The sequence below is a fragment of the Brevibacillus composti genome (assembly GCF_016406105.1).
Taxonomy (GTDB): Bacteria; Bacillota; Bacilli; order Brevibacillales; family Brevibacillaceae; genus Brevibacillus; species Brevibacillus composti.
Window position 1 is genome coordinate 701,464 of sequence record NZ_CP066308.1, and the last position, 11,653, is coordinate 713,116.

General features: G+C 48.1%; 14 protein-coding genes. 12 read left to right on the forward strand and 2 right to left on the reverse strand.

Annotated features, from left to right (window positions below):
- The first annotated feature begins 129 nt into the window (after window positions 1-129).
- The 12 genes from JD108_RS03660 to JD108_RS03715 all read left to right on the forward strand — a co-directional run bounded on the left by JD108_RS03660 (window position 130) and on the right by JD108_RS03715 (window position 10,455).
- Entirely contained in the window at window positions 130-1,845 is a 1,716-nt protein-coding gene (locus JD108_RS03660) for a site-specific DNA-methyltransferase (protein WP_198828589.1), read from the forward strand.
- 248 nt (window positions 1,846-2,093) lie between these two features.
- Window positions 2,094-3,446: an ISLre2 family transposase gene (locus JD108_RS03665; protein ID WP_198826639.1), complete on the forward strand. Its 1,353-nt coding sequence runs from the start codon at window positions 2,094-2,096 to the stop codon at window positions 3,444-3,446.
- Window positions 3,447-3,458: 12 nt separating this feature from the next.
- Window positions 3,459-3,707, forward strand: a complete 249-nt coding sequence (locus JD108_RS03670; RefSeq protein WP_198828590.1) for a hypothetical protein — start codon at window positions 3,459-3,461, stop codon at window positions 3,705-3,707.
- Between the two features lie 113 nt (window positions 3,708-3,820).
- Window positions 3,821-5,332 carry an IS21 family transposase gene (istA, locus tag JD108_RS03675; RefSeq protein WP_007780157.1) on the forward strand — a complete coding sequence of 504 codons (1,512 nt, stop codon included), beginning with the start codon at window positions 3,821-3,823 and terminating at the stop codon, window positions 5,330-5,332.
- Window positions 5,329-6,048, forward strand: coding sequence for an IS21-like element helper ATPase IstB (gene istB / locus JD108_RS03680; protein ID WP_007780154.1), 720 nt, complete (start codon window positions 5,329-5,331; stop codon window positions 6,046-6,048). Before istA ends, istB begins: the two co-directional genes overlap by 4 nt.
- Window positions 6,049-6,515: 467 nt before the next feature.
- Window positions 6,516-7,079 (forward strand): DUF4256 domain-containing protein, encoded by a 564-nt coding sequence (locus tag JD108_RS03685; RefSeq protein ID WP_198828591.1) that lies wholly within the window; start codon window positions 6,516-6,518, stop codon window positions 7,077-7,079.
- A 357-nt stretch (window positions 7,080-7,436) separates the two neighbouring features.
- Window positions 7,437-7,904, forward strand: coding sequence for a GNAT family N-acetyltransferase (locus JD108_RS03690; RefSeq protein WP_198828592.1), 468 nt, complete (start codon window positions 7,437-7,439; stop codon window positions 7,902-7,904).
- A gap of 225 nt (window positions 7,905-8,129) precedes the next feature.
- On the forward strand, window positions 8,130-8,351 hold the full coding sequence (locus JD108_RS03695; protein WP_198828593.1) for a hypothetical protein: 222 nt from the start codon (window positions 8,130-8,132) through the stop codon (window positions 8,349-8,351).
- Between the two features lie 24 nt (window positions 8,352-8,375).
- Window positions 8,376-8,903 (forward strand): DinB family protein, encoded by a 528-nt coding sequence (locus JD108_RS03700; RefSeq protein WP_198828594.1) that lies wholly within the window; start codon window positions 8,376-8,378, stop codon window positions 8,901-8,903.
- A gap of 202 nt (window positions 8,904-9,105) precedes the next feature.
- Window positions 9,106-9,540 carry a PH domain-containing protein gene (locus JD108_RS03705; protein WP_198828595.1) on the forward strand — a complete coding sequence of 145 codons (435 nt, stop codon included), beginning with the start codon at window positions 9,106-9,108 and terminating at the stop codon, window positions 9,538-9,540.
- A 13-nt stretch (window positions 9,541-9,553) separates the two neighbouring features.
- Window positions 9,554-9,904: a hypothetical protein gene (locus JD108_RS03710; protein ID WP_198828596.1), complete on the forward strand. Its 351-nt coding sequence runs from the start codon at window positions 9,554-9,556 to the stop codon at window positions 9,902-9,904.
- Complete coding sequence (locus tag JD108_RS03715) at window positions 9,901-10,455, forward strand: HXXEE domain-containing protein (RefSeq protein ID WP_198828597.1); 555 nt, start codon at window positions 9,901-9,903, stop codon at window positions 10,453-10,455. Before JD108_RS03710 ends, JD108_RS03715 begins: the two co-directional genes overlap by 4 nt.
- A 138-nt stretch (window positions 10,456-10,593) precedes the next feature.
- Here the strand turns inward: JD108_RS03715 and JD108_RS03720 are convergent, their stop codons facing one another.
- Both JD108_RS03720 and JD108_RS22760 read right to left on the reverse strand, forming a co-directional pair.
- Window positions 10,594-11,340 carry a methyl-accepting chemotaxis protein gene (locus JD108_RS03720; protein ID WP_407649417.1) on the reverse strand — a complete coding sequence of 249 codons (747 nt, stop codon included), beginning with the start codon at window positions 11,338-11,340 and terminating at the stop codon, window positions 10,594-10,596.
- Window positions 11,246-11,611, reverse strand: a complete 366-nt coding sequence (locus tag JD108_RS22760; RefSeq protein WP_198828599.1) for a cache domain-containing protein — start codon at window positions 11,609-11,611, stop codon at window positions 11,246-11,248. The genes JD108_RS03720 and JD108_RS22760 overlap by 95 nt, the downstream gene beginning before the upstream one ends.
- Between the last annotated feature and the right edge of the window lie 42 nt (window positions 11,612-11,653).

An 11,653-nucleotide genomic window follows, 5' to 3' on the forward strand; every position in this document is an offset into this window, starting at 1 on the left:
GGAAGATTAAGAATAGCGTCACTAGATATGATTGCCGACCGGACAGAAAAATTAAAGCAGCTTTTTCCCGAGGTTTTTTCGCGAGGGCAAAGTTGATTTAATCATCTTAAAGAAGTTTTGGGAGAATTGGTGGATAACCGCAAAGAACGCTACGTACTGACCTGGGCCGGGAAAAGTGAGGCGATACAAAACATACAAGTTCCTAGTGTCGGGACCCTCCTTCCGGTTCCGGAACAATCCATCCACTTTGATACATCCGAAAATGCCATTATTGAAGGAGATAATTTGGAAGTATTGAAGCTGCTGCAAAAAAGCTATTATGGCAAGATTAAAATGATTTATATCGACCCGCCTTACAATACGGGCAATGAATTCATTTATCCGGATAACTTCAGAGAGGGTTTGGAAGAATACTTGCGTTTCTCGGGACAGACTGATGAAAATGGCATCCGGTTGAGCACAAATGCGGAAACAAATGGCCGCTATCACTCCAACTGGCTGAACATGATGTACCCACGTTTGTTTCTGGCGAGAAACTTGCTCAAAGAAGATGGAATTATATGCATTTCCATTGACGATCATGAGATCAAAAACCTAAGAGCGTTACTTGATGAAATTTTCGGGGAAGAAAATCACGTTATCACTACTGTTTGGCACAGGCGACAAAATGCGGACAATAGAAACCTGACAAATGCATCAACGGATCATGAATATATTGTTGTGTATCAAAAAACTCAAAAAGGAACGCTCAGAGGAAAAGATATTGATATTTCGAAATATCAAAACCCCGATAATGATCCCAGGGGACCATGGGCAAGTATTGATTTAACAGGTTTAGCAACTAAAGAACAACGACCTAACTTACATTTCGATATCATTGATCCAGAGACGGGCATTGCTTATCCACCTAATCCAGCCAGAGGATGGTCAAAATCAAAAGAAACAATAGATCAAATGATCCAAAATAATGAAATACTTTTTCCAAAGAATCCAAATGGAAGGCCGCGGCAGAAGAAGTTTTTAAGAGATCTCCAAAGTAGCACTACGGGTTTTTCATCAATTTTAAAAGATGTTGGTTTTACTACTGACGGAACACGGGAAGTTACAGAGTTGCTTGGAGAAAGAATCTTTGCTTACCCAAAACCTACAGAACTAATAAAAACGTTTATTGATCAATGTACGGGAGAAAACGACATCGTCCTCGACTTCTTCGCAGGTTCCGGAACAACGGCTCAAGCCGTTCTGGAATTAAACCGTCAGGATGGAGGCAATCGCAAATTTATCCTTGTTCAGCTTCCCGAACCGATAGATCGGCAGGACTACCCTACAATCGTTGAAATCACCAAGGAACGTGTCCGCCGCGTGATTGCGAAAATCAATCAAGAAGAAGAAAACGAACTGGATCTTGCGGATGTTCATACCCAGGATCGCGGCTTTAAAGTATTCAAACTTTCTTCAAGCAACTTTAAAATTTGGGATGGTTCGTTCGAGAACATTCCGAATGCGCAAGTTTTGGTCGAACAGCTTACCCTTTTTGCTGATAATGTTCAACCTGGCCGTTCGAAGCTGGATATGCTGTATGAAATCCTGCTGAAATCAGGCTTTCAACTTTCGGAACGAATTGCTCCTGTCCTTGCCCTTGGCGAAACCGTTTATTCCGTTGCCGATGGAAGCCTTCTCGTCTGTCTTGCGGAGACTCTAACAGAAGAACTTGTCCGAGGCATGATCGAACTAGAGCCTGATTCAGTCATATGTCTTGACTCGGCATTTCATGGCAACGATCCTTTAAAAACGAATGCGGTGCTGGAGATGAAGTCTCATGACATCGAATTTCGGACCGTATAGGAGTGTGTTTTTGTGAAGATTCAATTTGACAATCAGCAGCCGCACCAATTGGAAGCTGTTCAGGCGGTTGTCGATCTGTTTAGAGGCCAGCCCTTGCAACGCGGCGAATATGAGTATGAGTAAAATGTTCGTGGGCAAACCGAAAAGAAATTTTTGAAGAAAAATCAGTTGGAGGGTATAGAAAAGGGCTTCTCTTCTTGGTAAAGTGTAAAGCGCCAAAACCAAACACACCAAGGAGGAGAAACCCTGTGAGCAAGTTTACCACGGAATTTCCCACAATGAAAGAGCTTGAAACGTTGTTGTTTCGAACGTTGCAGGAACAGTTCGCTGCCGGTATGGCTTATATTTTGGAAGCGTTGGACGAGTATCTGATGCATCAACGGGATCATTCACGCTTTCGGCTGAAGGACCAACGAGAAGTCCAGATCGACACGCTCTTTGGTACGGTTCGATTCAAACGGCGATTGTATCAGGATCGCGTGAAGGGTCAACATGTGTATTTGTTGGATCGTATGCTGGCCTTTGACGGGCGGGAGAAGCTAAGCCCGTTTTTGGAAGAGATAGCGATCGAATTTGCTAGCCAAGGCCCCTCGTACCGGGACAGCGCAAAACGCTTGGAAGCGTTACTGGGGTATCGGGTACTGAGCCATGAGGCCATTCGGGACAAACTAATCACGCGGGTTGAACAAGCATCAACCATCGTGTCGAAAGCGACCCGAAGGTCGGTTCGCGTATTGTTTGTGGAAGTGGATGGACTTTACACCTCATTGCAGAGGCAACGCCAGCGGGGAATGGAAAATCGAATGGCGATTGTGCACGAAGGATGGGAACAAGAGGGGGACCGAGTGCGGCTTAGGTCGAAACGCCATTACCTGCATACGACGAAGGGAGAGTTCTGGGAAGGGTTTGGCGACTTTCTGGTTCGTCATTACGACATGGATGAAAACACATGGATCGTAGTCAATGGGGATGGGGCCAATTGGATTGGAGAATGCGAATCCTACTTTCACCGCTGTATTTACACACTGGATCGCTTTCATGTGGCGCGAGAATTGCGCCGATTCCTGGGTCAGTTGCCAGAGACGTGGCAGACGGTAAGGCAGGCGTTGGCGGCCTTTGAAGCGGATATCTTGCTGGCGACAGTAGAGTCCGTACCGGAGGAAAAGATTCTGGAAGAGCACCGGAACGAATGGCGGAAATACGTGGCCTATTTACGGCGGCATCGAAGGCATCTTATCGACTATCGAAAGGTTCTGGGTGAAGCTGGTATCGACACGACGGGCATGCGTCCAATGGGGAGTGCGGAAGCGCAAATGCGGGTGATGGCAAAAAGGACCAAACGAGGCGGCTACAGTTGGAGTGTACGGGGAGTACAAGCGATGTTGCGAGCCATTATGGCACGACAAGAGGGAAGTCGTTTGAGCGGCCAGGCGATAGCGAAGAAGCAAGTGTTACAGCCCAACCCAATGGTCCGAGTGAAGGACTTGCTACGGGAAGTGAAAGAGCAGGCAAAAGGCTATATAAACGGGACGATCCGCCTGTTGCACGGGCCATATCAAAGCAGCCCTACCGGGCTGGCCTTAAAAGCCCTTCGCGGATGAGGCAAAAATCGAGTGGAAGAAAGGAATCATACAAAAATAAAGCGCTTTCAAGAAGAGGAAACCAGAAGTCTTATTTTGGAGACAAAAAAATCCTGCCCACTATGGCTTGACTCACACCCAGTTGCTGACGGAATTGCCTGTCCAATCGTTGCTGAATATAATGACCTTATCATTGAAAAGGAAAAAGGATGCCTCCCAAGAAGTGGGCCTGCGGTAACAGGTCCACGGGATGCATCCCCAAATGTTTATGGCATGATTTAAATGTACTAAATGGCAGCTAATTTATGCTCATATTAAAAAGAGCCACTTGCCAACATCTATTAAAAAACATACACTCCCCGTTGGGCATAACGTTCATGGGAGGTATATAGGAGATGTTAGCAATGGCTGAAGTCAATTATATCAGACATGAAACAAACACAAAAGGTCGCTCCTACTCTTCTGTTGCAAGACAGATGAATATGGATCGCAGGACAATCAAGAAGTATTCGGAGATGGAGGATTTCAATCAGGAGGTGAAGTCTGTACAGACAAGGAAAGCCAATGTAATGGATCCGGTTAAACCAATCGTTGATCAATGGCTACTTGAAGATATGGGGAAGAAAAAGAAGTTCAGAAGAACCGCAAAGCGAATCTATACTCTTCTCGTTTCGGAACATGGATTCCAAGGCTCTGACCGTACGATTCGTGCCTATGTGGCGAAAAGGAAAGCCGCCTTATTGGACGAGAGCAATGACACTGCCTTACCGTTAGAGGCGAAGGCCGGCACAGCACAGGTAGATTTTGGGGAAGCTCCTTTTAAGCACAGGGGAAAAGAGGTCATCTTGCCCTTCCTCGTCCTCTCATTCCCTTACAGCAATTCATTCCTGTTTCAAGTGTTCCCTTCCCAAAACCGGGAGTGTTTTCTACAAGGACTGACGAACATGTTCGCCTTTCTAGAAGGCGTGCCGCATACGATCCGTTTCGATAACCTGTCACCTGCGGTGAAGAAAGTGCTGCCAAACGGGGAACGGCAAGTAACAGAGGAATTCGCTCGTTTTGTTGCCCATTATGGCTTCCAATATGAATTCTGCAATCCGGGAAGCGGAAACGAGAAAGGGCACGTGGAAGCGATGGTCAAATACATACGAAACAACTATCTGTTGCCGGAAATCCACTATGAAGACCTGTCGGTCTTGAATGAGAAGACCCTGAATTGGAGCCTGGGGGATCGGAAACGTTGCCACTATGAAAAGGATACCCTGATTGCCGAACTATATTTGGAAGACAAGGAGCGCTTCCTCCAACTGCCCGGTAAAGCGTACGAATGCGTTCGGTTCGAGCAGGTCAAAGCGGATAAATACGGAATCGTCCGTATTGACCAAAAGCAATATTCCACTTCGCCACGCTTTGCGGGACAAGCGGTCTTGGCGAAGATCTCATTTGATACGATCTCGCTTCTGAACGAGGAAAATGAAGTGATCGTACGCCACCCCAGATTATATGGGGAGACAAAGAAGTCGATGGACTGGCAACCTTATCTGACCTTGATGGCAAAGAGGCCAACCGCTTTGAAATACAGCTCATTCTACGATCAATTGCCGGAGGAATGGAAAGCCTTTTTCGGTGAATGTACAGTCGAGGAGAAACGGAATGCTCTCCAACTTTTATCCGTCATATTAAAGGAACAGGATTTCGACATATCTCTACAAGCCCTACGGATTGCATCCGAACATGGACATCCTACCACGGAATCCATCAAGCACGTCTATTATCAGCTTGTGAATGGACGAGGCATTCGAGAAACACTGTCGCTTCCGCCTTCAGTGCCATCAACTAGAAATTCAAGCAGAGGCCTCTCTCATTATGATCGGTTGATGATTATGCCAGGAGGTGAGCAGCGGTGAGAAGCCTCATTGAAGAGCATGCCAAGCGTTTGAAATTAAGTTGGATACGGGAGAATTATCACGCGGTGGAAGCTGAAACACATGAAGAATTTCTGCTCTGCTTATTCGAAAGGGAAATACAGCAACGAGAGGAACGGAAGCTCAATCTCCTTCTCAGTCAATCCTGTTTGCCGGATATATCTGGCAAGCAGCTAGAATGGCACGGTATTCATATGAATGGAAACATTACAAAGGAAGAAATCTTGCAAGGCAGGTTCATAGAGAGAAAAGAGAATTTAATCCTATATGGAGGCGTCGGGGTCGGGAAAACGCTTATGGCAGCCTTGGCAGGCTGGAACTGCATCCAAAAAAGCCAAAAACGGGTGCGCTTCTATACAGTCGCTCAACTCGTGAACAGCCTGTTAGAGGTTAACGAGAAAGGAACTCTCGGTAGGCTGTTTAAACAAATAGAGAGCCTGGATCTATTAATTCTTGATGAATTAGGCTATGTACCCCTTCACAAGCAAGGAGCAGAATTACTGTTTCAAGTGATCAATCTGTGTTATGAAAAGCGTAGTGTCATCATAACCACGAACTTACAGTTCGGCCAATGGAATCACGTTTTTGGCGATCCAATACTGACGGAAGCATTCATTGATCGTCTCATTCACTATTCGCATTTGATTGTTTTTAATCGTGATAGTTTTCGTCATAAGGATTCACTGATGAATCGATGATACCCTGGTTGGCAAGTGTGCATTTTTAATTGCCAAACGGTACATTTTCTACTTGCCAAATACACAGTGAAAATCGGACGAACTTTTGGTGGCATCCATTCATTCTTGAACTTGTTCATACCGTTAGTAGCAGCGGAGATTGACAGAGTCGTAGTAGTGCTCTGGCATTTCAATGAAGGAAACAACCAATACCTCTCATAGGGAAGGGGTTGCGTAACTATGAGAGGTTCAGGATATATCCGCGTATGGAAATTTTTATCTAACCCGCCTGATATTGGAGACTTGTTCAAGGGCGGCAGACAACAGTAAGCGTTACATCAAAAGTTCGTGAAGAAGCACCAAGGGATAAGCAAATGATTACTGAAGACGCGCCCTGCACAGGTTATCTCACAGTGGCCGACACGCGAGTCATGTAGAGCCTGCGTATCGCTCACGAGGAAGCAGCACATTGAAAGGGGGAAATGAACATGACCACTAAAAAAGAGTTATCGCCCGAACAACGTGAAGACCTACTCCAAACAGTAAAAGCCCGCTTTGAGAAAAACATGAACCGCCACCAAGGTCTTGAATGGGCTCACGTACAAGCAAAGCTCGAAGCGCATCCTGAAAAACTGTGGTCGCTCCATGAAATGGAGAGAACGGGCGGCGAACCGGATGTTGTTGATTATGACGAGAAGACGGGCGCGTACATTTTTTACGATTGTTCAGCGGAAAGTCCCAAAGGTCGCAGAAGTGTTTGTTACGACCGTGAAGCGCTGGAGTCCAGGAAAGAACATAAACCGCAAAATAGCGCGATGGATATGGCGGCTGACATGGGCATTGAGATCTTGACAGAAGAACAATACCGGAAGCTGCAGAAACTGGGAAACTTCGATTTAAAAAGTTCGAGCTGGGTGAAAACACCCGCTAACATTCGAAAACTCGGCGGGGCCATCTTTTGCGATCGCCGCTACGACACGGTCTTCGTGTACCACAATGGAGCAGAATCCTACTATGGTGCAAGAGGGTTCCGCGGCTCGCTACGGGTCTAAAATACTGGGGAGCAGACGCTCTGGTGTCGAATGAAAAAGGCAGCGGAAGTTACGGGATCATCCAAGTCAAGCGGCAAACAGCCCCTAATCGATTGGAGAGATAGGGGCTGTTTGCCGCTTACTTTTTAGATGAAATACGATCAAGCGGTCTTTTTCATTTTCACATGACGCTATTCATCTTCCATTAACGTTAAAAAAGGGAAGTTCTTTGTATGGCCATTTTGCTCGCCCGAATGAACAGTGGGAGTCCGAATGAACAAAGGGGCTATAGGGGAAATCAACAGATTCTAGTGGTTTAAAACGCTTATCACTGTTGGTAAAGCTGAATGACACACAGTCCCGAGGAGGTCTAATCAATTGACGATTACATTAAAACCGGTCACGAGAGATAATTGGCTTGAGGCACTGGCATTGCAGGTAAATCAGGAGCAGAGCGGTTTTGTGCCAACAGTCGCTGTTTCACTCGCAAAAGTTCATATAAAACCTGACGGAGATGAGGTGGAGTATCTTCCTTTTGCCATCTACAATGGGGAGACGATGGTCGGGTTTATGATGCATGCATTTGTAGAAAGAACTGCAAATATGTATTGGATTAACGGTTTCCTGATCGATTCGAAGTATCAAGGAAAAGGATATGGAAAGGCTGCTTTGGAGCAGATGATTGCTTATATTACCAATCGTTTTTCTCAGTGTGAAGAAATCCGGCTTACGGTATACCCCCATAACGAGATTGCTTATCGGCTATACCAAAGTGTCGGATTTGTCGAGACAGGCGAGCGTTTGGGAGAAGAACTGGTTCTCCGGCGTCCAAATGTTTCTGCCTAGTGCACTCATGCGGAGAGTGTAACGCTAGCGGTGAGGAAGGACAATGAAATCGGAGACGCATGGATAGCTATGAGAAAAGGAGGGGGAGATAAACCTCTCCTTTTGTGTTAACTAGCAAGATGACAGGCACTCAGGAAGATATCGCGATCGATAACCTGGCGTCGCCGCTTGCCGGGAATGCGATCACGCCGAACCGTTGCGACGTGAGATTCTCCGAGAGGAATTATGGGCCGCGTGGTGAACCTTATCTCAATAACAGAGGAATATCGGAACATCGGCGGCTATAAAATTTACGAAGCCAGCTGGTTCTACGAGGGCAAAATAACCGGAATGTCGATTGATCCGAGTCCTCTCTTGTCTGGCGAGGCTTGCGGTCCGCTGCAATGTCAGCCGCTGTTTGCATGCCAGCGTGCAAGGCTCGGTTTTCTGAAAGAGAAAGATTTCTGAACGTCCCGAAAGGAGCTGTTTTCCATGAATTTTTCCATGAGCGAAGCAATCGAGGTCTTGGAGCGCACCCCGCAATCCTTGGCCCATCTGCTGGCGGGTTTGTCAGACAGCTGGCTGCAATGCAATGAAGGCGAAGAGACTTGGAATGCCAGGGAAGTCATCGAGCACCTGGTCGAAGCGGAGAAGTGGAACTGGATCCCGCGGTTGGAAATGATCCTGCAAGACGGCGAGAGCAACTCCTTCCCACCGTTTGACCGCTTTTCCCACTTGCAAAAAAGCGCGGATTCCTCACTGGAAGAAAAGCTGCAGGAATTCCAATCGCTCCGCACGGAAAATTTGCAGAAATTGAAAGAACTGATCCGGCCCGAGCATCTGGAGCTGACGGGCGTCCATCCCGCCCTTGGTCCGGTCAAGGCAAGAGAGGTGATCTCGACGTGGGTGGTTCATGATCTGACGCACACCGCGCAAATCGTCCGGGTGATGGCGGGCCGGTATCGTGCAGACGTCGGGCCGTGGATCGAATACTTGGGCATTTTGAAAAAGAGAGGGTAAAGGCTCCTGCCAAAATGGGCGGATGACCGGTTTTACCGAGAAGCTCAAGCTGAATTCCGGCGTGAGCTTCTTTCTTTTTTCTAGATTCAAGAAAAAGGGGGAAACAAAAACGCCAATCCAACCGTAGAAAAAAGAGAAAGGGTGTAACGCCCATCCATAAGATCTGACAAGGCGAAAACAAGTCTTACGGGAGGCTGTTCTATTGAAGATTGCGTCCAAAAAAGACGGGTGGCTCACGCTCATTGTTTGGGGATCGATGCTGTTTGCCATCGGCAGCGGTGTATTTTCACTTCTGGCAGACACGCAGAATGAGGCGCCTGCTTTGGTCATCCTGATCCTCTCCGTGATTCTCCCCCTGTTCCTGTTGTGGATCTGGTGCACGACCTTTTACATCCTGGATGAAGAGAGCTTGGTCATCAGGTACGGCCCTTTTTCCAAGACCATTCCGCTCCAGTCGATCCGCTCCGTGAAAAAAACGAGGAATCCGCTGTCCAGTCCGGCTCTATCCCTGCAGAGAATCGAGATTGCCTACGGGAAGTACGATTTCGTCCTCATCTCGCCAAAGGATCGCGATGCCTTCATCGAAATCCTCGCGAGACGTTGTCAAGCATCTTTTGGCCGCGGCTGTACCCGCTGAAGTGACTGCGGAAGTGTTTCCGATCCGGGTACAGGAAAATATTGCAGCGTTATTCCGCTTGTTTCAAACGGATCCCAAGCTGACAAAAATATTCCTGACAGAAGAGCGCAGCATCGACGACGTGGAAACGCTGATTCACCAGACCATCGTCGGGAATCTGCTCCACCACCGGGCCGCTGGATTCGTGCGGAAGGACTTGTCTCCCGCGATGGTGGCCAGCAGCATGATCGGCATGTTTATCCAGGTCACCGTAAAGGAACTCATTGAAAAACAGCGCCCGGCGGAGGAAGTCGCCTGCGAATTCACGCAGCTTCTGCTGTTTGGCCTCGCAAATACACAGGGAAGGGGGAGCTGTATCGAATGATCTCATTATTGGATTCTGCGATCAGTACCCATTCGTTGATCTGGCTATTCCTCGCTGCTTTCATGCTGCACGATTTCGAGGAGATCATCCGGATCGAACCCTGGTACCGCAGACATTACGAGCGCATCATCGGAAAAGTCCCCCATCGGTTTCGCAGGGACGTGCAAGCCTTTTCCCGCATGACGTCTTCCCAATTTGCCGTGGCCGTCTGCCTTGAGTTCCTCGTTTTTATCCCCGTCACCTATATGGCTGCGGACCAAGGGACCTATTTATGGTTCCTCGGCTTCAACGCGGTGTTGTTGCTCCATGTGTTTATGCATATCGGGCAGGCGCTGTATCTGAAGATGCTGGTGCCCGGCGTCGTGACGGCTGTCGGGATCACCTTTCCCTACAGTATCTATCTGTTTTACCGGCTGCTCAGCGAAAATCTGGTGGAGCTGTCCGATATTCTCATCAGCCTTCCGCTTGGGCTCGCCTTGCTGCCGATTGTCCTGCTGGGGCACAAGTTAGGGGAGCGATTGATCCCGAGCCCGGCTGCATCCGGAGAATAAACAGGGGAGGCTGCCCGCTGAGGTATGCGGGTATCCCGGCAGCGTGGCAGATATGTACGTGATTCGAAAAAAGAGAGGGAACCGGCAGATCTTCTCCGGTTCCCTCTTGCTTGCGTACAAGCAGCAAACGTTACTCATTTACAATTTGAATCGATTCACGACGCTCTGGAGATTTTCAGCCATTTTGGCCAACGTCTCGGCTGCCGATGAGATCTCCTCCATGGATGCGTGCTGCTCCTCGGCCGATGCTGCTACATTTTGCGCATGGGCTTCAGATTCCCGTGTCGCCTGTTCGGCGTGATAGGCGGTGTGCAGCAATGTATCCGTACTCGCGTTCATCTCTTGGATGGCGGCGGAAATGGTTTGGATCTGCTCGCTTACTTGATCCACTCCGCTTGTAATTTCTTCGAATGCTTTTCCTGCCTGATTGACCAAGTTGAGGCCCTGTCCTATCGCGTGACCGTTTCTCTCCATCGCCTCAACTGTTTTGCCAACCTCCAGTTGAATGTCCAAAATCAGGTCATGTACCTGTCCGCCTGCTCGGCTGGACTCTTCGGCCAGCTTGCGAACCTCATCGGCCACGACGGCAAAGCCTCTTCCATGTTCGCCAGCCCGCGCCGCCTCGATGGCCGCATTTAACGCCAAAAGATTGGTTTGTGCGGCGATGTTGGTGATCAGGGAGATGACATTCCCGATTTGCTCAGATTTTTGTCCCAGAACCTGAATGACCTTCTCCATTTCCAAACGGGAAACATTGATTTGATTCACGCTCGAAGCCAGAGTGCCGATCTCATCTCTGTTGGAAATCCGGAGCTCGTTTACATCCAGATGACCGGATGACACGAGTTGCACCTGCTTGGTCAAGAGCTGCAGGGGTTTCGCCAGATGATGGGGAAAAGAGCAAAATGATGACCATGCCGACGAGCAAGGAAGCACCAAGGGTGACGAGGAGAATATCGAGCACCCGATTCGCACCGTTATTGTAGTCCTCCATGTAGGAGCCGGCTGAAATATACCAGCCCCAATGAGGATTTACTTCCGTGTAGGATATTTTCGGGGCCACTTTATCCGTGTTATCAGGCAGGCCCCATTGATAGTTAATTACGTTTGAGAATGGAGGCGTGCACTTGTCAGCACTTCTCTTTGTGATTGTCATTCTTTGTTAACCATCCGTTCACATTGATCCTCTATAGTGGTT

Bases quoted from the DNA above. Each gene is read 5' to 3' on its own strand.
- JD108_RS03700 (WP_198828594.1), top strand. From the start codon at position 8,376: ATGAATTTTTCCATGAGCGAAGCAATCGAGGTCTTGGAGCGCACCCCG.
- JD108_RS22760 (WP_198828599.1), bottom strand. From the start codon at position 11,611: ATGACAATCACAAAGAGAAGTGCTGACAAGTGCACGCCTCCATTCTCA.
- JD108_RS03715 (WP_198828597.1), top strand. From the start codon at position 9,901: ATGATCTCATTATTGGATTCTGCGATCAGTACCCATTCGTTGATCTGG.
- JD108_RS03685 (WP_198828591.1), top strand. From the start codon at position 6,516: ATGACCACTAAAAAAGAGTTATCGCCCGAACAACGTGAAGACCTACTC.
- JD108_RS03695 (WP_198828593.1), top strand. From the start codon at position 8,130: ATGGGCCGCGTGGTGAACCTTATCTCAATAACAGAGGAATATCGGAAC.
- istA (WP_007780157.1), top strand. From the start codon at position 3,821: ATGTTAGCAATGGCTGAAGTCAATTATATCAGACATGAAACAAACACA.